The sequence below is a fragment of the Edaphobacter sp. 12200R-103 genome (genome assembly GCF_010093025.1).
In the GTDB taxonomy this organism is placed as follows: Bacteria; Acidobacteriota; Terriglobia; order Terriglobales; family Acidobacteriaceae; genus Edaphobacter.
Map to the genome: position 1 here is coordinate 2,447,306 of NZ_CP048114.1, position 24,859 is coordinate 2,472,164.

A 24,859-nucleotide genomic window follows, 5' to 3' on the forward strand; every position below is an offset into this window, starting at 1 on the left:
ATCCTGACGACACATCGTTTCGGCATTCAGATTTTTCAGGTGAATCCCTTGACTTCTTTTAGTGGTGTATACGCCGCTCTACTCTCTCCGCGAGCCAGTGATGGTGAGCTTGACGTGGCCTCGTTTCGGCAGCAGATCTTCAAGCTGGGTAGATTTGGCCTTCGGGGTTATGCGATCAACGGAGCAACAGGCGAGTTTACAATCGCCTCGGACAAAGACATCGATGTATTGGTGCGTGCAGCCCGTCAGGAGGCTCCGGAAGAGCAGATTCTGTGCGGCATCGGCGCATGCGACCTGCGTCTTACATTAAACAACGCACGTAGTGCACAGCGTGCAGGCGCGCATGCCCTCCTGCTTCCGATGCCTAGCTTTTTCCCTTACCGCGAAGATGATCTGGCTGCCTACGTCTCGGCCGTAGCATCATCGGTGGAGTTACCGATTCTGCTATATAACCTGCCTCAGTTCACCTCCGGGTTGCATGTCGACATGGTTCTCTCCCTTTTTGCGAACCACTCCAACGTCGTGGGGATCAAGGATTATTCCGGCTCGCTGGATATCGTACGCGCGATAACGGCAGCCGGCCTCCCCCGTGCACGCCTGATCGGAAACGACTCCGCACTCTCCACCGCACTCACTGAAGGTGTCTGCGATGGAGTGATTTCTGGAGTGGCCTGCGCACTGCCCGAGCTGATGTCTTCATTATTCGCAACGGGTGGACATGGCCAGGCATTTGCGACCAAGAGCACTCTCTTAAGGAATTTCATCGATCATCTGGCGTCGCTGCCTACACCCTGGGGGCTCAAGGTCGCCTCTGCTGTACGCCACTTTACGCAGGAAAGCTACCCGTTTCCCCTGAGTGCAGCACGTGAGATGGAAGCCGCCGAACTCCGCGAGTGGTTCACAGGCTGGTATACACAGACTCTTTCATAGAAAGATCGCTGGCACCTGCCCGGATGCCCCAGTCGTTAGATCCTGCTTCAGGAAGATGAGGCATTCCACAGAGAGAGCGACTCCCATACCGTGTCATGGAAACCATGGTCTGAGAGACGCCGGACGGTTCATTGGAACGCTCAGCGATTCTTCCCTGCGGTACTCGGCGCCGGAGAATATCCAAAACATGTTTATCAGCCACTAAAAAAGTAGCTTGAGAGCAAGTTGGATCTCACGTCCCGGTGTAGCTGCCGTGATCGTTCCAAAAGTTCCACTCTGGTTCATGCCATCGCTCCCGGGAGAGAACGTCATATTGGGAAGTCCGAAGACTGGGTGATTGAGCGCATTGAAAGCTTCGACACGAAACTGGGACTGAACCCTCTCTGTGATAGGGGTGCTCTTCACCATCGAGATATCCATGGCAAATGCGTTCGGCCCACGTACATTCGGAAGCGTACGAGGAACATTGCCGAAGGTGTAGTTCGGAGGATTGATGAACGCCTCCGTATTGAACCACTTGTTGATTGTTGGATTGCTCAGCTTCGCGCTCGCCATCGGAACAAAGTTCGGCCGGCTCGCAGCATAGTTGTTGGCTCCTGTGATGGTGAGCGGAGTCCCGGTATGCCATTGCGTAACGGTATTGACCTGCCACCCTCCGATTGCCCTGTTCAGCCACGGCCCAATATTCCCGGCAAAGGCTCGCCCACGACCGAAGGGCAGATCGTACAGTGCGCTGATGCGCAGCATCTGGGAATGGTCCAGCGGATCGATGGACCGTTCTGCTTTGCGATTGTAGCCATTCTGGTATCCGGTAACATCCGCCTGCTGAACTCCATTGAAGTCCACTGGCGTGGAGATACTATCGTCGATGAGCTTCGATTTCGTATAGCCAACCATGAACGTAAGGCCATGGCTCGTTCTCTTGGTCACAGAGATCTGCAGCGAGTGTCCAATATAGTTTCCGTCATGAGGCTGGCGAAAGGTCACACTCGTGTAATAAGGAAACATCAGGAGCGACTGCTGGAGAGTGATCGTCTTATTACCCAGCGAGCCCGGTACGATTCCCGCATAAGGATTCGGGACCGAGTTCTGAAGCTTCGTACCGAGGGACAAATACTTCGGATCAAGCTGGTTGAGATTGTAGTTACCCGCAATGAAGTGAGTACCATGGTTGCCCACGTACGCCGCAGACACCAGGATGTTGGTGGGAAGAGAGCGCTCCACGACCAGGTTCCATTGCTGTGCCATCGGCGTAGTTCCATCTTTGGAATCGTACGTCACCGCTTGTCCGAGCAGACCGTCGGGGCCAAGACCGGCGCCAAGCGGTTGAATCGGTTGCGATGGCAGGCCATCCCTAAGATAGAACGCCGGCAGGTTCGTATTCCCTCCTGGTGCTGTGTAATTCGTAATCGTACTGGCAAAACCTGTAGTGCTTCCAAAGAAGTCGGTCGTAAAGATAGTCGGATAGTAGATACCATAACCGCCGCGCAACGATGTCGTATTGGAACCGAAGACATTCCATGCAAAACCGACGCGAGGAGCAAAGTTTGTTGCATCGTTATTGCGGAACCTTCGTGGCTGGCCATCGCGCCCTGCAAAGACTAGCGCTCCTCGCAATCCCAGCGGATCTGTTGCATTGATATCGAAGTTGCTCAAGCCATTGTGCTGTTCCAGCGGGGACTGCTGAAAGTCATATCTCAGACCGAGATTGAGAGTGAGATCGCGCGTTACCCTCCATGTATCCTGAACAAATCCGGAGACGGTAAAGTCGGCGTGTGAAGCCCCCAACACCGTATCCACCTTGGCGGAAGCAACAGCGCCGAGTTGATAAGAAGCGAAGGTATAACCCGTGCCGCTCGTGCTTTGCGGGTTTCCCGTGAGCGTTGTATTGAACGTGTAGATTCCCGAGGGTTGCGCAGACTGCTTGTTATAGCCACGCTGCAAACGCCAGTCCACCCCCATCCGCAGGTTATGTTTGCCAAGTGCCAGCGTCACAATATCTGACAGTTCCGGACTGGTTCCGGCTCGCTCTCCCTCGGCGGAGGTCGAGGAAGTCGCAAAGCCGTTCGACATGCGCGGAAACGCGGTAGGCGGCACATTGGGCATGCCTAGTTTTTGTGCCCAGTTCTGGTTGTAGCTCGCCGTCTGAAAGAGCAGGTCTGCACGAAGCACCGACAGACGAAACTCATTCAGAAACGTCGGGGAGACAATAAATGTGTCTTCGATAATGCCTGCCTGGTTTGGATAGTTATCGTAACGCAGACCCAGAAATGGCTGAATAACGCTATAAAGGCCGCCGCCCGTGTCTGTATAAGCTTTGTAGTAGGCATAGCGTGCAAACATCGAATGCCGCGACGAGAAGCTATGATCTACGCGAACAAGAAACTGCCGCATCCACTTGTGGTTGGCGCTTGGGCCGGAGTAATTGTTCGAATGCGTGTACGGATTGCTCGGCGTACGATTGGGAGCCGGATAAAAGGCATTCACGGCCTGCGCTACCGGATCCAGGCGACTCGCAGGAATGACATTTCCGGGAAAGGCATCACGTACATATCCGTTCCCCTTCGGATTCGCGCGTGTTGTCGCCGGATCATAAATGGGAATCGTCTTTCCGGTCGCACCTTTAAGATTTGAAAAGTCGCCGCGAAGCCATTCCGCCGTCGGCACCGAGGCGATCACCTGGCTTCCCAGGGTGTAACGGTACTCTTCATAATTGCCAAAGAAGCTTGTCTTGCCCCCAATCGGGCCACTGATCGAACCACCATACTGGTTGTAACGCAGCGCGTTGACGCGATCGGGCTTGGTGTTGAAGTAGCTCCGTGCATCGAAGGCGTCATTCCGCAGAAATTCATAGATCTGGCCATGAAATCTGTCGTGCCCCGAGGAGGTCACCATGCTGATTGCACCGCCGGCAAGAAACCCATACTCCGCGGAGATCGTGCCGCTTTCAACCTTGAACTGCTGAATAGCATTCGCAGCAGGATTGATGCTGATCTCGTTGATGTAGGGCTGCACGACGCTTTGTCCATCAATCAGAACAGCATTCGCCGCATTTGGCCCGTTGTTGATGCTGATCGCTGAAACAGCCGTACCTCGATCTGCAAAACCCTCATTGATCTGCCCGGAGTTTCTCGCAACTCCTGGCGAGAGCTGCGCGAGCGCCATCACGCTTCGTCCATTTACAGGCAGTTCCTGAATAGGACGGTTCTCAAACACCGTTCCCAGTTCAGTCGAGGTCACATTGACCTCGTTATTCTCAGCTGCAACCGTAACCGTCTCATCGACGCTTCCCACCTTCAGGGTGACATTGATCTGAAGGTGAGCGTCCACAACGACACTGATTCCCTCCCGCTGTTCTGTCTGGAAACCCGGCGCTTTTACTGTCATCGTGTACGAACCGATGGGCAGGCTGGGTGTGACATAAGCTCCGTCTGCATTCGTCTTCAGGCTGAGCGTCTGTTGATGATCGTTCGTAAGCGTCATCTCCGCACCTGCGACCGAGGCGCCGCTGTTGTCGAGAACATGGCCGGCGATAATGCCGCCGCCTTCCTGCGCATCAACCAGCGAGACCCAGGAGAACAGCATGAAAAACAAAACACTCAATCTGAAACGGTTCATAGACGGACGCATCTCTTTACACCTTCTGTATTCATTCAGTTCACTCATCCCGGCAGTTATCGAAGATGGGCATATGCTCAGATTCATCCCAGTCTGGCGCTCCCCCACGAAGCGCCGCCACGCAAGACAGCACGAGAGATGCTGCTCTCCGTGCGCTTCTGGAGGCCTATCTCTCCCGCACAAACTGGACCTTATGTTGTGAACTTACTGCCCGTCAGGATCCTCTTCAATGAGCTTTTGGCAAAGTCACCTAAGATTTTGGGTTATTTACCGTCAATTCACATCCGGCAATAAAACTAGTATCGGAATAACAATTCTGAGCAGGAATAAGACGCTATCTGGCAATCGGATTCGTAGATTTTCGGAAATCGAGCTTGCCCCTTCGAATCTAGTGAGCGTCAGCCAGGTTGATCCATCTCCTATCTCGACAACCCTATGAGCCTCTCTCGCGCGCGATCGCACAATCGCAAATCCTTCTCAGACCGCCCCTCGGATATCGAACGGCACAGCGGAAGTTTTACACCCTGTGCGCCACCTCCACGCGTCGCGGTTATCGTGGAAACCTCCACTCTGTTCGGACGTCGGCTCATGTTTGGAATCGCACAGTACATCCGGGAAAACCGGCCATGGTCCATCTACTTCAATGAGCGCTCTGCCGTCGAGGGCAGCCCTTCCTGGATCGACTCCTGGCAAGGTGATGGCATCATCACACGAGTCGCAACCCCGGAGATTCGCAACACCGTCATCCATCGCTCTATCCCGGTCGTAGACCTGAACGAGCAGCTGGACGGTCTAGGAATCCCCCTCATCAGCAACGATCACGCTGAGGTCGGTAGAATGGCTGCCAGACATCTGCTGGATCGAGGCTTTCAACGATTCGCGTTTGTAGGCTTTTCCGGCCACAAGTACTCCGATGGAAGGCGCGATGCTTTTATCCAGACCGTGGAATCTCGATCTCACACCTGTGAGGTCTACCCCGATCAGCCCGTCGAAGTCGACCTCCTGCACAAAGGCATCTGGCAAATCGAGCTGGACCATCTTGCACGATGGGTAGCGGCGCTCCCCAAACCCGTCGGCATCATGGCATGCACTGATTTTCGCGGGGTTCAGCTGCTGAATGCCTGCCGACACGCGAACGTGGCCGTGCCGGAACAAGTCGCCGTTGTTGGCGTGGGTGCTGACGATATCTCCTGCGAGTTCGCCGACCCCCCTCTTTCCAGCGTCGTGCTCGACGCCAAGCGTATGGGATATGAAGCAGCATCGCTGCTCGACCGTATGATGCAGGGGCATCTTCCCTCCCCGACCAACATGCGCATCCCACCGCTCGACATCTTCGTCCGCCGCTCCTCTGACATCACGGCGATTGCCAATCCATTGGCTGCAAAAGCACTCCAGTTCATACGCGAGAATGCTCGCTCGGGCATCAACGTTGATACAGTCCTGAGACACCTTGGTGTCTCACGCACAACTCTTCAGAATCACTTCCGCGCCACAGTTGGAAAATCAATCCATGATGTGCTCACAGAGGCACGGCTCGCTTGCGTGAAGGAGATGCTTGTGGAAACACAGCTCTCCATCGCCGACATCTCAGAGAGATGCGGTTTCCAGTACCCGGAATACATGTGTGCTGTTCTCAAGAAACGTACTGGCTGGTCCCCAGCTCAATATCGCGCGCAATACGGCCGAGCCAGCACAACCTCGGACTCTTTATAAGCCAGGAGGCTCAATAGTTAGCCCAGTCCGTGTGCGGCTTGAAGAGAGCTAGAAAAAGGGTAAAAGCTATTCCGAAGATAATGACCAGGACCGTCCAGTAGCGATCCATCCAGTCGGAGAGTTTCTCTGATACTCTCATTTCGGCCTCCAACCAGGAAGTTTCTCCTGCTGTGGTTGGATGCAATCCGGAGGCGCGATGTTATTCGCGCACCAGGGGAGATCCGGCCATGCAATAGAGCGGCCTGGTCGGATACGAAATCCTTGCAAGTCCCAGAGCGAACCATCACAAAAGCGGCCCTCTGCTGCTCCACCTTCATGACGGCTATTTCACCTCTGAACTTAGCGCTTCTCTGCGATGAAGCTTAGCTCCAGCCCGCCCTTGCCAATCTTCGCGGTGACTCTCTCGAGTGAGTTCACCACCCAATCAGCCTGCTCCAGCTGTGCCAGGGTATGGGTTCCCACCACGCCTAATACCCTGGATCCGGCCGCCTTTCCCGCGCCCACCCCCGAAGGAGCGTCCTCAACCACGATGCACTCCTCGGGCGTGCATCCCAACAGCTCAGCGCCCTTCCGATAGGGCTCCGGATCGGGCTTGCCTCGAACGACATCGTCCGCACTCACAATGCGTTCAGGCGCAGGTAGTCCGGCAGCCTCCAGCCGCCCCAGCATCAGGCGTCTTGTCGCCGAGGTAACGATGGCCCATCGCTCGGGCGGAAGACTCTGCAGCAGCTCCTTCGCTCCCGGAAGCACCGTTAGGTCCGCCGTATCTTCAATCTCCAGGTCTTCGATAGCCCGCAGCCCCTCCAGAGGATCGATGTCAGGACGCAGGCTGCGAACGATATCGATCGCCCGCATGCCATGCGGAACCTCATAACTGTCGGCGTCAGGGACGCCATATTGCTTCGCCCAGATTCTCCAGCAACGAACGACCGAGCCGATAGAGCTGATCAGAACGCCATCCATATCGAAGAGCAGGCCCTTCGTCTCTACTCGTACAACTTCGCTCAAACTTCAGCTCCCTTCAACACAAAGGTTCTGGCTGCCTCAAGAACCTTGTTCACCGACTCCGTCGAACAACTTTCGCTATAGATACGCAACAGAGGCTCGGTCCCCGAAGCGCGCAGCAGCAGCCAGGTCTCAGCGGCATTCGGCTTCCCGCTGCACTCCGGATTCTCGAGGAAGAACTTAATCCCATCCAGGTTCTCCGTGCGCAAAACCTTCATTCCCGCCAGTTCAGTAACTCCAGCTTTTGCACGGGCAATCGCCGACTGCTTGATCGACTCCTCAATGTGCATATCAATACGGCCGTACTCATGCACACCGAACTCGTTCTGCAGCATCGCGACCAGTTCGCCCAGTGTCTTCTTCTCGTCCGCCATCACATTGGCCAGCAGCAGCGAATTCAGAAGACCGTCGCGCTCAGGCAGATGCCTGCTGATTCCAACACCACCCGATTCTTCTCCGCCGATCAGGATCTCCTTTTCAAGCATCAGGTCCACGACATACTTGAAGCCGATCCCATGCTCATTCAGCATGCGGCCATACTTCGCAGCGATGCGGTCGATCATCTTCGTCGTATTGAAGGCTCGAGTGACCTCACCCGGCCACTTCTTCCGTTCCAGCAGCCACCACAACAGGATCGAGAAGATCTTGTGAGCATCAACCACATTTCCATGTTCATCGACTGCGCCGATACGATCGGCATCACCGTCGGTGATCAACCCGGCAGCGCATCCCTCCTTCACCACAGCCTCTTGCGTGGCCCTGATGTGCGGCAGAATCGGCTCCGGATTGATGCCGGGAAAGGCCGGGTTCACTTCGTTGCGAATCTCGACAAACGGAATGCCCGCACGCGAAAAGATCCCCGCAAGCACACCTCGACCGGCTCCGTACATCACATCGATCAGGAACTTCGATCCACTCTTCCGGATCACCGCAAGGTCGACAAACTTCTCGAGTGCGGCAATATACTCGGGCTGAAAGTCCACCTCTTCGATCGAAGCTGGCGTCTCCACCCGCGGAGCCGGCGCCTCAAGATAGCTCTCGATCGATGTCATAATCGAAGGCTTACCCGACCCCCCATAACTCGCCTTGTACTTAACGCCGTTCCACTCCGCGGGATTATGGCTTGAGGTGATCATCACACCGCCCGCGGCCTTCCTGTGCCTCACGGCATAGGACAGCGCAGGCGTCGGCGTAATGCCACTTGCCAGCTGAACCGGAATGCCCGCTTTCGACAACTCCTCGGCTACAACATGCGCAAAGGAGCGAGAAGCAAAGCGCGTATCCCACCCGATGCAGACACCCGCCTTCGCGTTCTCGTGCTCCAGAACATAGTGTGCAATCGCAGCTGCAGCTATTCGAACATTGGCATACGTGAAATCATCGGCGATGATGCCACGCCATCCGTCCGTTCCAAACTTCACCACTGTCTTCGCCTCTGACATAAATACCGTGCTCTAACCTGTGAACGTTTTGCGCGCCATGCTCTTTCGAAGACAGGTGCATTTGCTGTTCGAGCCTTACACCAGATCTTCCCGGCCCACCTGCTTCAACTCAGCCACAACCTTGCCCACGTCCTGCGACCTCTCCCGTGTTGTTATCAGAAGAGCGTCCTCGGTCTCCACCACAACCAGATCGCTCACTCCCACCAGGGCGACGGCCTTGCCGGGAGCGTAGACATAGTTCCCTTCCGAATCAATATCGACACATGGCTGATTCGTCTTGTCGAAGACATTCTTCTTCGCCAGGTCTTCAGGACCGCAATCGGCTACGTGCTCGTGCAGCGCCGACCAGCATCCAAGATCGTTCCAGCAGAAATCTCCGGGCAGGCAATAGATCTCCGACGACGCCTCCCCCTTGGCCGATCGCGGCTCCAGCACAGCGTAGTCGATCGAGATGTTCTCACACAGTGGATAGATCTCAGCAAAGACGCGCGCGAACTCAGGCGTGCCATATGCCGCGCCAATCTCTTCCATCCGCGCAGCAATCCCGGGGCTATGCTCGCGAATGGCGTTTGTCAGGGTCTTCACGCTCCACAGAAACATTCCGCTGTTCCACGCATAATTCCCCGAAGCGACAAAAGCTTCGGCAAGCGCCTTGTGAGGCTTCTCCGTGAACCGCTTGACCCTGTGCACCTCAACTCCATGAACAGAATCCGAGGATCTGCCATATTCGATATAGCCGTAGCCCGTCTCAGGCTTCGTCGCCGGCACGCCGAGCACAACAATCTTCTCGCCGCTTGCCGCCAGCGCAACGCCAGCCCTTACGATCTCTGCAAAGCGCGCAGTATCCTTCACAACGTGATCGGAGGGAAAGATACCGATCACCGTATCCGGCTGCGTCTTTTCCAGCAGGAAGGCAGCCAGCGCACATGCCGGAGCCGTGTTTCGCGCTGCAGGCTCGCTCAGGATATGCTCTCGCAACACATTTGGAAGCTGATCGAGGATGGCTTCTTTCAACAGATCGTTTGTGACGACCCAGATGTCTTCTGTCGCAGCAACAGGCAACAGGCGATCGACCGTCTGCTGGATCATGGTGCGCTCCCCATCCAGCGCCAGGACCTGCTTTGCCCGCGACCTGCGGCTTCGCGGCCAGAACCGTGTGCCGCTTCCACCTGCAAGAATTACTGGAGCAAATCGAAACTCTGGGCGTGCGACCTGACCTTCGCCTTCTCTCATGCTTTCCTGTCTCAATCAAAGAGGCCGCACTGGTGCTTTCCAATGCGGCCTCTTTCCGGTATCAGATTCCTAGCCAAGCTTTGCGAAGTATTCGCGCATCCGCTTGACGCCTTCATCCACCACATCAGCCGATACTGCATACGACAACCGGATGTGTTCCTTCGTCCCAAAGGCCTCGCCCGGAACCACAACCACATGGGCCTCGCTGAGCAGCTTGGCCGCGAGATCGGTTGCGGAGGTGATTCCACCCTTGCCGATAAAGTTCTTCACATTCGGATACACATAGAAAGCACCCTCAGGCACCGTGCAGGTAAGTCCCGGAATCGTCTTAAAGCCCTCAAGGACGCGGTCGCGCAGCTTCACATAATCGGCGCGCATCTCTGCCACGCACTCCTGCGATCCGCTGACAGCAGCAATCGAGGCCCGCTGCACCATGCTTGCCGTGTTCGATGTGCTCTGCGACTGCAGCTTGCTCATCGCCGCGATAATCGGCTTCGGTCCAAGCGCAAAGCCTGCACGCCAACCCGTCATGGCATACGTCTTCGACAACGATCCAAGAACCACCACATGCTCCTTGCAGTCCTTGAAGCTGCCACCGCTGACAATGTTCCCGGTAAAGTTCAGGTACACGTAGCACTCATCCAGCAGCACAAAGATGTCGCGCTGATGAGCCAGGCGCACGATTGCCTCCAGGTCCTCCGGCGAGACCACGGCGCCCGAAGGATTCGATGGCGTATTCAGAATGATCGCCTTGGTCTTGGGCGTAATCGCAGCCTCAATCATCTTTGCGGTGACGCGGAAGTTCTCCGCCTCGTTTGTCTCCACAGGCACCACAACACCGCCTGCGTACTGAATGATGTCCTTGAACGAGACCCAGTACGGAACCGGCAGGATCACCTCATCGCCGTGATCGACGAGAACCTGCACCGCGTTGAAAAGAGCCAGCTTGCCTCCCGTCGTAAAGACGCACTCCTCAGGAGTGTACGCAGAGCCAAAGTCCGCCGTGTGGCGGTCGACGATGGCCTTTCGAATCTCGGGAATACCGGCAACGTTCGTATAACGGGTGAAATTCTTCTCGATGGCGTCAATCGCAGCATCCTTAATATGACGCGGAGTGGAAAAGTGCGGTTCGCCCGCGCCAAAGTCCGCCAGGTCAACACCTTCGGATTTCAGCTTCAGTGCCGCAGCCGTGATCGCCATGGTTGCAGAAACTTCAATGCGGCCGATGCGGTCCGCAAAGATCTTGGTTGCCGTTGCTGTGCTCATGCCTCTAGTGTGTCAGATTTCCTCACCCAGATAAAGCACCCGCGTCGGACCCGCAATGGAATGTCCCCGGCTTCTGTTACGATTTTCGCCAAACAGAACAGTGCGAATCTCTGTATACCTGCCGACGACGCCGGTTACGCGGACTCCGCCTCGTTTCTACTCAATCAGAAGGATTTAGGTGGATTATGGTTCGATTCCCCGTCACCAGCCTGACAGGCTTGGCCGCCATCGTTCTGGCAGGTTCCCCGCTGGTCGCCTCCAGCCAGCAACCGCTCAAAACCCTGTTGGTCGATGTCGATCATCGCCCAGCCACCTCCCTCAATGGGCAGTGGCACTATCTGGTCGACCAGCCTCCCGCACGTGGGCTCTATACCCTCGACGGAAAGGTCCGCGACAACGGCTACGCCCTCAATACTCACCCCAACATCAGCAGCGGTCCTCACAACGAGGAGTACGACTTCGCGACCGCTCCCACCATGAAGATTCCTGGCGATTGGAACACCCAGGACCCGACCCTCTTTCACTACGAAGGCGTCGTCTGGTTCCAGCGCGACTTCGACGTCCAGCCCCGCCCCGGCACCCGCACCTTCCTCCACATCGGTGCGGCCAACTACAAGTCCTTCGTCTGGGTAAACCAGAAGCGCATATGCGACCACGAGGGCGGATTCACTCCGTTCGACTGCGAGGTCACCCAGGTCCTGAAGCCTGGAGCAAACTTCGTCGTCATCGCCGTCGATTCCACCCGCAATGTCGACCAGATCCCCGGCATCGGGATCGACTGGTTCAACTATGGCGGAATCCATCGCGACGTCTCCCTGGTGACAGTTCCTGAAAGCTTCATTGACGACTACGACATCCACCTCAAGCACGGCCCCTCCTTCTCCGCCGCCGATGCCGACACCCTCACCGGCTATGTTCATGTCGAAGGTGCAGCCGCCGGAACCACGGTAAAGATCAAGGTTCCTGAAGCCGGGGTCGAAACGGAAGCCAGGACCGACAGTGAAGGCCGCGCGCCGTTCGAAGTGAAGGCAAAAAAACTCAGCCTCTGGTCACCGAGCAGCCCAAAGCTCTACAAGGTCGAGCTCGCCTCCGGACAGGATTCCCTGACCGATGACATCGGCTTTCGCGACATCCGTGTCGACGGCACCAAAATTCTGCTGAACGGCAAGCCCATCTTCCTCCAGGGCGCCAACATGCACGCCGAGGCTCCCTACCGCGGAGGCCGCGTCAACAACGATGAAGACGTAAAAAACATCTTCGGCTTCCTCAAAGACCTGAACGCGAACTTCGTCCGGCTCTGCCACTACCCTCACGACGAGCGTATGGAGCGAGAAGCCGACCGCGACGGCATCATGATCTGGTCCGAGATCCCCATCTGGCAGCGCATCTCCTACGAAAAGCCAGAGGTCTACGCCAAGGCCGTCGCCATGCTCAAAGAGATGATCCGCCGCGACCGGAACAAGGCCTCCGTCATCATGTGGTCCGTCTCCAACGAGACGCCCAACACACCCGCCCGTACAAAGTTCCTCACCAATCTCGCCAATGAGGCCCGCCAGCTCGACTCCACCCGCCCCATCACCTCGGCTCTCATCGGCCCTCACGCAAAAGGCAACCAGATGGTCCAGAACGATCCTCTGATCGACGCGCTCGATATCGTTGGCCAGAACGAATACGTGGGGTGGTACGAGGGCAAGCCCGAAGACGCCGACACGATGGTCTGGACCCTTCCCAACAAACCCGTTCTCATGTCAGAGTTTGGCGCCGAGGCCAAGTACGGCGTTCACGGTCCCAAAAATCAACGCTGGGCAGAAGAACAACAGGTCAACGTCTACGAGCACCAGTTCGTCATGATCAACAAGATCCCGCAGGTCCGCGGCCTGATTCCGTGGGTCCTGATGGACTTCCGTTCGCCCACTCGCAATATCCCAAAGCTGCAGGATGGCTATAACCGCAAGGGGCTCCTCTCAGAAAAAGGCGAGAAGAAGCAGGCCTTCTACCTCTTCCAGAAGACCTACAAAAATCACTCCGTCGGAAAGGCCGAATAGTTCCTTCTCTGGATTCAATGTCGTCATTCTGACCCTGAGCGGAGTCGAAGGGGAAGAATCCCTGTATTTTGCGGATGCAACCCCCAGGGCTGACCTAAGAAGCCTCTGATTGAGTCCAGTTTTGTTAAGGGCACGGCTTCAGCCGTGCCGCAAATGATTTGCTTGCAATGCGGCTTCAGCCGCTGAGGGAATGTTTGGAGATTGAATCAGACCTTCCCTAAAGCAAACATCAGCACAGCACTTGCCGTAAGAAAAAGAGGAGCAGCCAAAGCTGCTCCTCTTTCTCTTTGTGACACTTCTGCTTTAGAACAACAACTTCGCTCCAAGCTGCAATTGCCGCGCAGGGAACGCAGAAGAGATGGTGCCGAAGTTGCTGTTGCTGGCGTTCAGGTTCAGCCCGTTGAAGTTGGTCCGGTTCAGGATGTTGAATGCATCCGCCTGTACCTTCACGCGGACGCGCTCGGTAACCGGGAAGAACTTCGATAGGGTAGCGTCGGTCTGGGCGAGCCCAGGTCCAACGATCGCCCCGTAAGGAGCATTGCCGAAGCGAGGTCCCGTCGGAGCCGAAAACGGATTCGCACCCGTTGAGCATCCTGCCGGAAGATTCGTCGCGCCGTTGTAAACGTAACCGCACAACCCAGCATGCTTGCTGTAGATCGGAGCACCCGGAGTCATATCGGGCCGGACGTTGCCGAGACTGTAGCGCGAGGTCACCTGAACGTTGTTATACGCTCCACTCTGCAGCCGGGCGACACCTGAAACCTGCCACGCTCCTGCAACCTCACGGAGCAGGAAGTTATGGCCCTTCAGATCTGGCGTCTGGATAACAAACGTCGCCACAAACGCATGACGGCGATCGTTCACCAGCGGTCCATAGTTGTAGTGATTGTCGGTCCAGTTCTCGAGCGTCTGGTTATTGCCGTTCGAATCTCCCAGCGCCTTTGCGAAGGTGTATGCCAGCGTTGTCGTAATAATGCCGGCTCGCTTGGACGCGAAGATCTGGAGCGCGTTGTAGTTGTAGTTCGAATCGAAACGATTCTCGTTAATCGCGTTATAGCCCTTGTAAGGATTGAAGATGGCAATGTTGCCATAGCGCGGTCCGCCAGGCTTCTGGTTCTCATAGACCGCCGCGATGTCGGGGAAGTTCACGTTCGGCTGCCGAAGCTGATGATGCGAAACGCTGCCGACGTAGTTCATCTCCAGCAGCACCGTGCGAGTCACCTGACGTTGCAGGCCAAAGCTGTACTGCCACGTGTATGGATTCTTGCTGGTTGGATCGATCGCGCTGATGCTTGCCTGCAGAGCCGTACTGTTGGCCGACAGGTTGCCCAGCGTAGCCAGGTTGCCGTTGCCAAACTGTGCATTGTTGAGCCACGGCGCAAGGTTCAACTGACTGAAGATCAGGTTGCCCTGTGCGCGATAGAAGAACAGGCCGATACCGCCGCGAACCGTGGTCTTGTCGTTGGCAGCATAAGCAAAGCCAAGGCGCGGACCGACAGCTCCGTTCATCTTGTAAAAGCCTCTCGGAGCGCCTGTAGGAATAAGCGGGAACAAGGCTGTATTCACGTTGGGAACGCGGATCTGCTGATCGGACGGAACTCCATTGCCGGCGCGAATCAATCCGTTATACGGATTTCCCGAGCCCGGAACAATGGATCCGGTCGTCGTCACCTTCACGGCATTTGCCGGGTTGTAGACCGAAGGATCGAAGTTGGATGCATTGTTTCCCTGCAGATAAAACGGTTGCACCCACTGGTAGCGAAGGCCGAAGTCCAGGCTCAGTTTGCGCGTAGCCTTCCACGTATCCTGTACAAATCCTTCAATCTGGTTGAAGCGGAAGTGTCCCATCGGATCGGCGCTGGCCTCCGAGTACGAAGAGAAGTTGCCAAGCAGTGCATCCGCCACGGAGTTGCAGGTCGTATTCGAAGTAGCCGCACGGCAACTGCTGTTCGACGCAAGTCCTGTAAAGTTCGCTGTGCCCGTGTAATTGGAGCGGCCATTCTGGTCAACACGGTCGCGGATATAAGCCGCGCCGAACTTGAACGCATGGTTCCCCTTGATCCAGGTCAGCGTATCCGATACCTGGATGTCGGTCGTAGGCGAAAGCAGCGCAAAGTTCGGGCCCTGGAAGCCGGCAAAATTCGTGATGTTCACAATCGGAATACCGTTGGGGTAAGGTCCGATTCCCGGATAAAGCTTCTGGTACTGGAAGCCATACGTCTCACGCTTCCAGTTATCGCCATAAGGAGGAATGCGCTGCGCTGCCCAACTGGTATTGGCCTGGGCCTGGTTGATGAGGTTGGGACGAACGGCCCAGGTCCATGCAACCAGGTAGCTCTGTCCAGGACGGTTGCGCGTCGTCGGCGTCGTGTTGAGAATGCCGCTGTTGGAAAAGGTCCCGAAAGGGTCGATCAAAGTATTCTGATCGTGAATCCAGCGGCCAAAGACCGAGTGCTGCTGATTGATAACGTAGTCGAACCGAACCAGATCCTGGTGGAAGTTCAGAGGATTCGACGGGGCAAGAACCAGATTATTCGAAGGAATCCCCCCATCGTGGAAGCTCAGTCCAGCCGCCGAAATGATCCTGTATACATTCCCGATCGCTTTACCATCTGCCGAGATCAAGGCAGAAACATCGTTGTTTGGAATAGGCGTGGAAGTTCCGGGGTAAAAGAGCTGGTTGGGGCTGAATTGCTGACCGGCAGCGGGAGTGCAAACGCCATTGACAAATCCCGTGGTGCAGAGCGCTGAAAAGTCGCCATTCAACATCGCCGTCGTCGGAACAGTACGCGTTACCGCCGTTGCCTGTGCACGGTACCGCCTCCACTCCTCCCCGACAAAGAAGAAGAGCTTGTCCTTGATGACAGGACCACCAACAAAGAAACCGAAATCGTTATAGATCAGCTGAGTCTTCTTGCGTGCAATGTAGTTGGTCGCATCCAGGTAGCTGTTGCGATGAAACTCGAACGCGCCGCCATGAAAGGCATTCGTTCCGCTCTTGGTAACGATGTTGAACGTGGGACCCGAGGTACGGCCGTACTCTGCCGAGGCGTTCGAGGTATCGATCTTCACCTCCTGGATAAAGTCCGGTCCGACGTTGTTCATCAGAGAACCGTTCGAACCCGCCACCTGGTTGTAGGCTCCATCCACCGTCAGGTTATTTGTATCGCTGCGGTTTCCATTGATGGTCTGATTGTTGGCCGCCAGCGACGTCGTCACCGAGAAAATATCCGGATTCGTCACCACCGCGCCCGGCACCAGAGTCAGCAGCTGCGTATAGTTGCGGCCATTCAGGGCAAGGTTCTCGACCTGCTTTGAATCGATCACACGCGCCAGCTCACCGGAGGTCGTGTTGAGCGTCTCAATCGCGCCTCCCTGCACCTCGACCGTCTCACTCGTCTGGCCAACGGTAAGCGTAAAGTTCGACGTTACCTTTGCGTCCGCGCTGATCGAGACATCGGACTGCTTCGCCGTCTGGAATCCCGTCTTCGTCACCGTAATCGAATAAAGACCGATCGCAAGGTTGGTGACGATATAGTTGCCGTTCTGGTCGGAGTTGACCGTACGGGTCGCCTGCGTGTTCATCGATGTAATCGTGAGAGCGGCCTCGGGAACAGCCGCTCCTGTCGGGTCCAGCACCGTACCTGAGATCTGACCGAAGCTGCTCTGGGCATTAGCCTGCACACCAGAGAACCCTAGTCCAATCGCAAGCAGCAGGACACACCACACCGCGCGAAATCTCTCTTGCATCTCACAACCTCCAAAAGGATCGTTCACTCGCCTTCATAAGAGCTGCCATCAAACAGTCTCTCTGAAGTTCGTCAATCGTCCACCGGCGGATCCCGCCAGTGCGCTCGCAAAAAGAAGACTTATTTCCAAGCGAAGGACATTAATTCGTATTCCGTACATACTTGTCAAGCAATTCCCAGTCTCCGAATCTGCTTCCAAATTACAGAATTATTTCGTTTTAGTAAGGCCCACTGGAGTTACCGCTAAAGTTGTCGCAGGCGCCATTCTCAAGTATGGTGGCCGCATCTTCCAACGACAGGAATGACCCTTGCCGATTCTCCACGATCACCCAACCACCAGACGCAGTTTTTTGAGCGGCGCACTCGCCCTGGGTGCAAGTCCGGCACTTCCGGCCGCTGCCCAGCAGCTTCCCCGTCCGGCATCCGGCGTAGAAGACCGGGCCTACTGGATCGAGATCGTACGCAAAGTCTCGCATCCTGTCCTTGAAGCCCTCAGCAAAGCGCAGCTTCGGAACCTCATGCCGGTTGAGGCGCGGCCGGGGCTGGAGCAGGACCGCCGAAAATCCACTCATCTTGAGGCCTTCGGCCGTCTCATCAGCGGCCTCGCGCCCTGGCTCGAAAGCGACGTCCGCAACAGCCCTGAAGCCGCTCTTCAGTCCCAATACCGCGAGTGGGCTCGCATCGGTCTTCGCAACGGGACCGATCCATCCTCACCGGACTACATGAACTTCGGCATGACTTCGCAGTCTGTCGTCGATGCCGCCTTCCTCGTCCTCGGAATCCTGCGCGCGCCAAAACAACTCTGGGAGCCTCTGGACCGCGTTACCCGCGCGAATGTCGTCAAGGCTCTGCAGGCGACCCGCCAGGTTCTCCCCGGACACTCCAACTGGCTGCTTTTCTCCGCCATCGTCGAAGCCGGCCTCTGCCTCATGGGGGAACAGTGGGATTCGCTCCGCGTCGACTACGCCATCGAGATGCATCGCGAGTGGTTCCTCGGCGACGGAACCTACGGCGACGGCGCTCACTTCCACTGGGACTACTACAACAGCTTCGTCATTCAGCCCATGCTGATGCAGGTCCTCGAGACCGTTCCTGCCCGCTCCGCCATGTGGAAGGAGTTCAAACCCGTTGTGCTCGAACGCGCCCGCCGCTACGCCGCCATCCAGGAGAGGATGATCAGCCCCGAGGCCACCTATCCCGCCATCGGCCGATCCATTACCTATCGGTTCGGCGCCTTCCACCTGCTCAGCGACATCAGCCTGCGCAGGCAGCTGCCGGACCCCGTCTCGCCCGAGCAGGTGCGTTGCGCCCTCACCGCCGTCATGCGCCGCATGATCGAGCGCCCCGGCACCTTTGACTCCAAAGGATGGCTCACCATCGGCTTCGCTGGCCATCAGCCTCACCTTGGAGAGACTTACATCTCCACCGGAAGCCTGTATCTCTGCGCATGCGCCTGGCTGCCCCTCGGTCTTCCTTCCGATGACCTCTTCTGGTCAGGTCCGGCCAAGCAATGGACCCAGGCAAAGATATGGTCCGGCGAAGACGTCCCCGCCGATCACGCGTCTTCGGCATAAAGACAAATCCAATCACGTTAAACCTGCGCTGAATCACATGGAGACCTGCTTTCCGTAGGTGTCATCCTGAGCGAGCGTAGCGAGTCGAAGGATCTGCCGTTCGGATTCCAGATATATGTGGACACGGCCTCGCGAGCCGTTATCATCATCGCCGATGACGCTCCCGCTGAAACTGCGCCCTTTAGCCCTTCTTCCTCTCCTGCTTGCCGCCGTATCTTCCGCGCAAACAGGAAAAAACGCCGACTGGACAAGCATCGGGAATACGCCGCAGAACAACCACTACTCCTCGCTCCGGCAGATCGACCGCTCCAACGTCTCGCGCCTGCAGGTCGCTTGGAGATTCGACACCGGCGAGCCAGGCGGACTCGAGACCACTCCGCTCATCCTCGACGGTGTGCTCTACGGCATCACCCCGTCTCAGAAGATCGTCGCGCTCGACGCCGCGACCGGAAAGCTCCTCTGGAAGTTCGATTCCTCGGTCAAGGGCACCGGCCCGGATCGCGGCCTCACCTACTGGAAGGGCTCTGGCCATGAGCGACGCATCTTCGTCGGAATCGCAAACTTCGTCTACGCGCTCGATCCTGCAACCGGCAAAGTCATCCCCGGCTTCGGACAGAATGGCAGAATCGACCTCCGTGAGGGGCTGGGCCGCGACCCCGGACAGCAATCCATCTCGCTCTCCACTCCCGGTGTCGTCTATAAAGACCTCCTCATCGTCGGCGGACGCCTGCCGGAGACCGCTCCCGCTCCTCCCGGCGATATTCGAGCCTTCGACGTTCGCACTGGCGCGCAGCGATGGATCTTCCATACCATCCCGCACCCCGGTGAGCCCGGCTACGACACCTGGCCTCCTGATGCATGGAAGACTGCCGGAGGCGCCAATAACTGGGCCGGGATGGCCCTCGATCCTGCCCGTGGCATCGTCTACATTCCGACCGGCTCTGCTGTCCCCGACTTCTATGGAGCAGCCCGTCTCGGGGACGACCTGTACGCCAACACCCTGCTCGCCCTCGACGCGGCCACCGGGAAACTGCTCTGGCACTTCCAGGGAGTCCATCACGACATCTGGGACCGCGACTTTCCCTCCGCTCCAGTCCTCGCCACCATCACGCGCCATGGAACAAAAATCGACGCCGTAGCCCAGACGACAAAACAAGGCGTGCTCTATCTCTTTGATCGCACGACCGGAAAACCCCTCTTCCCCATCGAAGAGCATCCCGCTCCCCCAAGCAATACTCCCGGCGAAGTTGCAGCCAAAACCCAGCCCCGCCCTCTCGTCCCCGAGCCATTCGTTCCCCAGACCGTAACGGAAGCCACTCTCACCAATCGCACCCCGGAGGCACACGCCTGGGCGATGCAACGCCTCCGCGAGATGCGCAACGAAGGGCCATTCGTGCCGTTCACCGTCGGCAAAGATACCCTCATGTCCCCCAGCTTCGAGGGTGGCGCAGAGTGGGGAGGCCCTGCCTTCGATCCCCAGACCGGCATCTTCTATGTCAACGCCAACAACCACGCCTCCATCGGCGCGCTCACCACGCAAACCGGCGGCTCGCCCGGACGAACCACCTATCTCTCCCAGTGCAGCGTCTGCCACGGAGACCACCGTCAGGGTGCGCCGCCGGAGTTCCCGTCCCTTCTCGGGATTACGAAAAGATTGACACCGGACCAGATCACCGCCACCATTCACCAGGGCAAAGGCCGCATGCCTGCCTTCCCGCTTGAAGGAAAGCAGCTCGTTGATCTTCAGCGATATCTGGCGACTTCGTCCGATGCTGACGCCTCGGGTCCCCCGGCAGAAGAGCAGGCCGGTCACACCGGCAATGGCACGGAATCCGTAACCACCAAATATACGTTAACCGGTTATCGTCGTTTCAACGATCCCGACGGCTATCCGGCCACAGCTCCGCCGTGGGGAACCCTGAATGCGCTCGACCTCTCCTCCGGCAAATATCTCTGGAGGATCCCTCTGGGACAGTACCCTGAGCTGGCTGCCCAAGGCATGGCTGATACCGGCAGCGAAAACTACGGCGGTCCGCTCGTGACCGCTGGCGGAGTGCTCTTCATCGCCGCCACCAACTTTGACCACAAGATCCGCGCCTTCGACAAAACTACCGGCAAGCTGCTCTGGGAGAGTGTCTTACCCTTTGCCGGGAACGCCACCCCCGCCACCTACCAGGTGCATGGACGCCAGTACGTCGTCATCGCTGCAGGTGGCTCCAGCCTGAACCCTCGCGGACCGATAGGAGGGGTCTACGTCGCCTTTGCGCTTCCGAAATAGCCTACAGAGGTCCGTTACTTCTGCCGGGCCACCTTCGCCTTCAACCGCTCCTCCACCAGTGGCGGTACCAGAGACGACACATCGCCGCCCAGCTCGAAGACACCCTTGATCAGCCGTGAGCTGACATAGGTGTACTTTTCTGCGGGCATCATAAACAGCGTTTCGATCTCAGGCGCGAGCTTTCGGTTCATCATCGCCATCTGGAACTCGTACTCATAGTCCGAGACGGCGCGAATGCCCCGAAGAACCGCCGTTGCTCCCTGTTCCCTGCAGAAGTCCACGAGAAGACCATCAAAGGTGGCAACAGAGACGTTGCCCAAACCTGCCGTCGCCTCGGTAATCATCTCGACACGTTCTGAGACCGTGAACAGCGGGGGCGCCTTCTCCGCATTGCGCAGGATGGCGACCACCAGGTGATCCACGATCTTTGCCCCTCTGGCGATCAGGTCCAGGTGCCCGTTCGTCAGCGGATCGAATGTGCCAGGATAGATTGCCTTGACCGTATGCATTCTCAAGCAGCATACCGTTCCTGAAGAAAAAAATCCGTCTTCCTGTAGTCTTCGCCGCATCGTCCCCGTCAGTCTTGATATCAGGAGCGCGCACAAACCGCCGTTCCGAGACCAAGCATGCTGACCAGGACCGCAACCGCCGATCTCTTTGCCCAGGCCTCAGAGGCAGCCGCCGCGCTGCCGACGCCGTTCGATGACCTCGCGGCCGTTATCGAAACTCATCGTCCGCGCATCTATCGTTTCCTGCTCGCTTCCCTGCGCGATGCCGATCTCGCCGAGACCCTCACCCAGGAGACGTTTCTCCGCGCCTGGAGCTCCCGTTCCAGCTTTCGCGGCGACTGCGCCGTTACCACCTGGCTTACCCGCATCGCGCTCAATCTCATCCGCGACCACACACGGACCCATCGCTTCCGCTTCTGGCGCAAGATCTCCGCTCAATCCATCGACGCCGATGAGATCGCGGCCTTTCTTCCGCATCGCGATTCCGCCGTGGACTGCCGCCTGATTGCCACCGAACAGGTCGGCATCCTCTGGCAAGCCGTCAGTACCCTCTCCGACCGCCAACGCACCATCTTTCTCCTACGGTTCGTCGAGGAGATGGAGCTCTCGGAGATCGTCGCAGCGACGGGAATCCCTCTTAGCACCGTCAAGAGCCATCTCTACCGTGCACTGACCCACATTCGCGAACGCCATTCGAAACTCTCCAGGAAAACCGTATGAATTCCACCGTCCACCTTACCGAACAACAGTTCTACGATCTCCTGATCGCCGCTCCCTCCGAGAAATCGCCGGAGCTTGAACATCTGCGCGATCACCTCCTCCGCTGCCCGGAGTGCACTGCGGAACTTTCCCGCCTCCGCCAGCCGCTCGCGGACTTCGGTTCGTCCGTGACCGCCTGGGCCAGCTATCACTCCGACCGCCGCTCGTGGACCCGCGCCTCTCACTCCAACCCGTTCGGCACCCTTTCGGCCTGGCTTCTAGGAGCCGCCGCACTCATCCTTCTGATCGCTCTCCCTTTTACGACGCATCACGACTCCCGCACCATAGCGGCTTACGACGCAACCCACTCCAAGACACAGGCTCCCGCCGCACCCTCCACAACGGTTGGAGATGAGGCCCTGCTTGAGGAGATCGACCAGACGCTCTCCTCCTCCGTTCCCGCTCCCATGCAACCGCTCGCCGACCCCACCGGGGGTAACGGCAGCAAGATTGACTCCACTTCAAGGAACTGACATGACCCGCTCTTCTCTTCTCACGCTCGCTCCTCTTGCATTGCTGTGCACGCTGTCTTTATCTGCCGAATCGCCAGCGATCCAGGCCCCTTCCACGCCTGCGCCGTCTTCTGCTCCAGCACCTTCGGTAGCCGTCAAAGCCCCGAGACCGCCACGGAATGTTCAATACAGGGCCATCGAAAGAGGCCCGAGGATGCGCCCGATGGGTCCGGAGACGCGCATCGCGCCCCCCGGAATGTGGTGGAAGAATCCTGACATCGTCCAGAAGATCTCGCTCTCCGCCGATCAGCAGAAGCGCATGGACGACATCTTTCAGCAGAGCCGCCTGCAGCTGATCGACCTGAAGGCCAACGTCGAGAAGCAGGAGGTCACGCTCGAGCCCATGCTCTCCGCCAATCCTCCCGACACAAACAAGGTGCTCTCCCAGATCGACCGCGTGGCCAGCGCCCGCGCGGAGCTGGAAAAGGCCAACGCCCGCATGCTGCTGGGCATCCGCGGCGTCCTGTCCGCCGATCAGTGGACCAAATTGCAGGAAGAGCAGCGGGAGAACCGGCGCTTCCTCTATCACTTCAAGGGAGGTCCGGACGGTCCCGGCCCGCATGGACACGGCCCCGACAGCCTGATGATCCAACCCGGAATGGTCAATCGCCTGCAGATCGCTCCCGGAGGTCCCCTCAGCCAGCTCGCGCCCTTCGCACTGCCCGATCCCGGCCCGGAGGCAGGATTCGTGATCGGCGGCATATCCCCTGACGATTCGCCTGAGGTTGACATCGACGTTCCACCGCCGGCGGTACTTGATCTCGATCGCTAGGGTGGATGGGACGTGTGCCTGAAGCCCAATTCCTAGTGATGCCAAAGATGCATGATGGTGCTCGGCATCGAACATGCAATTCCACCAGCCCCACGGAGGGTGTCATCCGACAGTCCTACAGAGGTGTCATCCTGAGCGAGTCGCAGGATCTGCGGTTCAGGATGGTGGCTAAGCCGGGCAAGACCGCAGATCCTTCGACTCCGCGCTGGCGCGCTCCGCTCAGGATGACACCTCTAGGTAGTGGATACATCTTAGAGATCACCCACAAAAGCAAAAGGCTCTCACATGATGCGAGAGCCTTTTACCGTCTGAATCCAAACTACGATCGCTTGCCCTTAACAGCCTCCGTCGCTGCAACTGCTCCGTTGGCCGGGACCGCGGGAACCTCCGGCGCTCCGTCCGCAGAGGCGATATTCAGCTTCTTCCGAATCTCGCCATCGATGCGTGCAAAGACATCCTTGTTCTCCTTCAGGAAGTTGCGGACGTTCTCTCTTCCCTGCCCGATGCGCTCTCCCGAATAGCTGTACCAGGCGCCGCTCTTTTCCACGACTCCATGGAGAACCGCCAGATCCAGAACATCGCCCTCGCGTGAGATTCCCTCGCCGTACAGGATGTCGAACTCGGCATCGCGGAACGGCGCCGCAACCTTGTTCTTGACGACCTTCACCTTGGTGCGCGAACCGGTCACGACATCGCCTTCCTTCACCGCGCCGATACGCCGGATATCAATACGGACGGAGGAATAGAACTTCAGAGCCCGGCCGCCGGTCGTGGTCTCAGGATTTCCAAACATTACACCGATCTTGTCGCGAATCTGATTGATGAAGATCAGGCAGGTGCGCGACTTCGAGACCGTTCCGGTCAGCTTGCGCAGAGCCTGGCTCATCAGACGGGCCTGCAGACCCATGTGCGAATCACCCATCTCGCCGTCGATCTCGGCCTTTGGGACCAGCGCCGCGACTGAGTCCACCACCAGCACATCAATCGCCCCGGACTTCACCAGCGCGTCGACGATCTCCAGCGCCTGCTCGCCGTAATCGGGCTGCGAGACCAGGAGATTGTCCGTATCCACCCCCAGTTTTTTGGCATAGGCCGGGTCCAGCGCGTGCTCGGCGTCCACAAAGGCCGCCAGTCCACCCGCCTTCTGGGCCTCAGCAATGATCTGCAGCGTAATCGTCGTCTTACCCGAAGACTCCGGACCGAAGATCTCCACCACGCGCCCACGGGGAACGCCACCCACACCCAGAGCCGCATCGAACGAGATAGAACCCGTGGAGATGACCGAGATGGGAACGATGGCCTCTTTGGCTCCCAGCCTCATAATGGAGCCCTTGCCAAACTGCTTCTCAAGCTGCGAAAGCGCTGTCTCTATTGCCTTGTTGCGGTCATCTGCCACGTAGTGTTCTCCCTGATGGAACGTCAAAGCGGATTCTAGCATTTAATTGCACAAGAGC

17 protein-coding genes are annotated in these 24,859 nt (G+C 57.6%); 8 read left to right on the forward strand and 9 right to left on the reverse strand.

Annotation, left to right across the window (positions count from 1 at the left end; all coding sequences use genetic code 11):
• Positions 1-48 precede the first annotated feature (48 nt).
• Positions 49-930: a dihydrodipicolinate synthase family protein gene (locus GWR55_RS10200; protein ID WP_162402176.1), complete on the forward strand. Its 882-nt coding sequence runs from the start codon at positions 49-51 to the stop codon at positions 928-930.
• Between the two features lie 201 nt (positions 931-1,131).
• Here GWR55_RS10200 and GWR55_RS10205 read toward each other — a convergent pair whose 3' ends face one another.
• On the reverse strand, positions 1,132-4,548 hold the full coding sequence (locus GWR55_RS10205) for a TonB-dependent receptor (protein WP_162402177.1): 3,417 nt from the start codon (positions 4,546-4,548) through the stop codon (positions 1,132-1,134).
• A gap of 588 nt (positions 4,549-5,136) precedes the next feature.
• Here GWR55_RS10205 and GWR55_RS10210 point away from each other — a divergent pair.
• Positions 5,137-6,261 (forward strand): DNA-binding transcriptional regulator, encoded by a 1,125-nt coding sequence (locus tag GWR55_RS10210; protein WP_162402178.1) that lies wholly within the window; start codon positions 5,137-5,139, stop codon positions 6,259-6,261.
• Positions 6,262-6,271: 10 nt separating this feature from the next.
• On the opposite strand, the gene GWR55_RS19440 is transcribed toward GWR55_RS10210, so the two are convergent.
• The 5 genes from GWR55_RS19440 to GWR55_RS10230 all read right to left on the reverse strand — a co-directional run bounded on the left by GWR55_RS19440 (position 6,272) and on the right by GWR55_RS10230 (position 11,207).
• A complete protein-coding gene (locus tag GWR55_RS19440) occupies positions 6,272-6,400 on the reverse strand; it encodes a hypothetical protein (protein ID WP_255490416.1) in 129 nt (42 codons plus the stop codon).
• A gap of 200 nt (positions 6,401-6,600) precedes the next feature.
• Positions 6,601-7,269: an HAD family hydrolase gene (locus tag GWR55_RS10215; protein ID WP_162402179.1), complete on the reverse strand. Its 669-nt coding sequence runs from the start codon at positions 7,267-7,269 to the stop codon at positions 6,601-6,603.
• The gene (locus GWR55_RS10220; protein WP_162402180.1) at positions 7,266-8,708 is read right to left on the reverse strand and encodes a phosphoglucomutase/phosphomannomutase family protein; all 1,443 of its coding nucleotides are present in this window, start codon (positions 8,706-8,708) and stop codon (positions 7,266-7,268) included. Before GWR55_RS10220 ends, GWR55_RS10215 begins: the two co-directional genes overlap by 4 nt.
• A 75-nt stretch (positions 8,709-8,783) precedes the next feature.
• Complete coding sequence (locus GWR55_RS10225; protein WP_162402181.1) at positions 8,784-9,941, reverse strand: mannose-1-phosphate guanylyltransferase; 1,158 nt, start codon at positions 9,939-9,941, stop codon at positions 8,784-8,786.
• A 69-nt stretch (positions 9,942-10,010) separates the two neighbouring features.
• Positions 10,011-11,207: a pyridoxal phosphate-dependent aminotransferase gene (locus GWR55_RS10230; RefSeq protein WP_162402182.1), complete on the reverse strand. Its 1,197-nt coding sequence runs from the start codon at positions 11,205-11,207 to the stop codon at positions 10,011-10,013.
• A 185-nt stretch (positions 11,208-11,392) separates the two neighbouring features.
• Here GWR55_RS10230 and GWR55_RS10235 point away from each other — a divergent pair, with 185 nt between their 5' ends.
• Positions 11,393-13,252, forward strand: coding sequence for a glycoside hydrolase family 2 protein (locus GWR55_RS10235; protein WP_162402183.1), 1,860 nt, complete (start codon positions 11,393-11,395; stop codon positions 13,250-13,252).
• Between the two features lie 303 nt (positions 13,253-13,555).
• Here GWR55_RS10235 and GWR55_RS10240 read toward each other — a convergent pair whose 3' ends face one another.
• Positions 13,556-17,002 carry a carboxypeptidase regulatory-like domain-containing protein gene (locus tag GWR55_RS10240; RefSeq protein ID WP_162402184.1) on the reverse strand — a complete coding sequence of 1,149 codons (3,447 nt, stop codon included), beginning with the start codon at positions 17,000-17,002 and terminating at the stop codon, positions 13,556-13,558.
• A gap of 307 nt (positions 17,003-17,309) precedes the next feature.
• Here GWR55_RS10240 and GWR55_RS10245 point away from each other — a divergent pair, with 307 nt between their 5' ends.
• On the forward strand, positions 17,310-18,575 hold the full coding sequence (locus GWR55_RS10245) for a DUF2264 domain-containing protein (protein WP_238398322.1): 1,266 nt from the start codon (positions 17,310-17,312) through the stop codon (positions 18,573-18,575).
• Positions 18,576-18,729: 154 nt separating this feature from the next.
• Positions 18,730-20,853: a PQQ-binding-like beta-propeller repeat protein gene (locus GWR55_RS10250; protein WP_238398323.1), complete on the forward strand. Its 2,124-nt coding sequence runs from the start codon at positions 18,730-18,732 to the stop codon at positions 20,851-20,853.
• Between the two features lie 14 nt (positions 20,854-20,867).
• Here the strand turns inward: GWR55_RS10250 and coaD are convergent, their stop codons facing one another.
• On the reverse strand, positions 20,868-21,362 hold the full coding sequence (gene coaD, locus GWR55_RS10255; protein ID WP_162402186.1) for a pantetheine-phosphate adenylyltransferase: 495 nt from the start codon (positions 21,360-21,362) through the stop codon (positions 20,868-20,870).
• 117 nt (positions 21,363-21,479) lie between these two features.
• Between coaD and GWR55_RS10260 the strand changes: the two genes are divergently transcribed.
• From GWR55_RS10260 to GWR55_RS10270, 3 genes are all read left to right on the forward strand, one after another.
• Positions 21,480-22,082, forward strand: a complete 603-nt coding sequence (locus tag GWR55_RS10260) for an RNA polymerase sigma factor (RefSeq protein ID WP_162402187.1) — start codon at positions 21,480-21,482, stop codon at positions 22,080-22,082.
• Complete coding sequence (locus tag GWR55_RS19270) at positions 22,079-22,594, forward strand: hypothetical protein (RefSeq protein ID WP_238398324.1); 516 nt, start codon at positions 22,079-22,081, stop codon at positions 22,592-22,594. Before GWR55_RS10260 ends, GWR55_RS19270 begins: the two co-directional genes overlap by 4 nt.
• Positions 22,595-22,787: 193 nt before the next feature.
• Entirely contained in the window at positions 22,788-23,405 is a 618-nt protein-coding gene (locus GWR55_RS10270) for a Spy/CpxP family protein refolding chaperone (RefSeq protein ID WP_162402188.1), read from the forward strand.
• A gap of 319 nt (positions 23,406-23,724) precedes the next feature.
• Here the strand turns inward: GWR55_RS10270 and recA are convergent, their stop codons facing one another.
• Positions 23,725-24,801: a recombinase RecA gene (recA, locus tag GWR55_RS10275; RefSeq protein WP_162402189.1), complete on the reverse strand. Its 1,077-nt coding sequence runs from the start codon at positions 24,799-24,801 to the stop codon at positions 23,725-23,727.
• Positions 24,802-24,859 lie beyond the last annotated feature (58 nt).

Excerpts from the sequence above, each read along its gene's own strand:
- GWR55_RS10205 (WP_162402177.1), bottom strand. The coding sequence starts at position 4,548 with ATGAACCGTTTCAGATTGAGTGTTTTGTTTTTCATGCTGTTCTCCTGG.
- GWR55_RS10210 (WP_162402178.1), top strand. The coding sequence starts at position 5,137 with ATGTTTGGAATCGCACAGTACATCCGGGAAAACCGGCCATGGTCCATC.
- GWR55_RS19440 (WP_255490416.1), bottom strand. The coding sequence starts at position 6,400 with ATGAGAGTATCAGAGAAACTCTCCGACTGGATGGATCGCTACTGGACG.
- GWR55_RS10220 (WP_162402180.1), bottom strand. The coding sequence starts at position 8,708 with ATGTCAGAGGCGAAGACAGTGGTGAAGTTTGGAACGGACGGATGGCGT.
- GWR55_RS10225 (WP_162402181.1), bottom strand. The coding sequence starts at position 9,941 with ATGAGAGAAGGCGAAGGTCAGGTCGCACGCCCAGAGTTTCGATTTGCT.
- GWR55_RS10230 (WP_162402182.1), bottom strand. The coding sequence starts at position 11,207 with ATGAGCACAGCAACGGCAACCAAGATCTTTGCGGACCGCATCGGCCGC.
- GWR55_RS10235 (WP_162402183.1), top strand. The coding sequence starts at position 11,393 with ATGGTTCGATTCCCCGTCACCAGCCTGACAGGCTTGGCCGCCATCGTT.
- GWR55_RS10240 (WP_162402184.1), bottom strand. The coding sequence starts at position 17,002 with ATGCAAGAGAGATTTCGCGCGGTGTGGTGTGTCCTGCTGCTTGCGATT.
- GWR55_RS10250 (WP_238398323.1), top strand. The coding sequence starts at position 18,730 with ATGACGCTCCCGCTGAAACTGCGCCCTTTAGCCCTTCTTCCTCTCCTG.
- coaD (WP_162402186.1), bottom strand. The coding sequence starts at position 21,362 with ATGCATACGGTCAAGGCAATCTATCCTGGCACATTCGATCCGCTGACG.
- GWR55_RS10260 (WP_162402187.1), top strand. The coding sequence starts at position 21,480 with ATGCTGACCAGGACCGCAACCGCCGATCTCTTTGCCCAGGCCTCAGAG.
- GWR55_RS19270 (WP_238398324.1), top strand. The coding sequence starts at position 22,079 with ATGAATTCCACCGTCCACCTTACCGAACAACAGTTCTACGATCTCCTG.
- GWR55_RS10270 (WP_162402188.1), top strand. The coding sequence starts at position 22,788 with ATGCGCCCGATGGGTCCGGAGACGCGCATCGCGCCCCCCGGAATGTGG.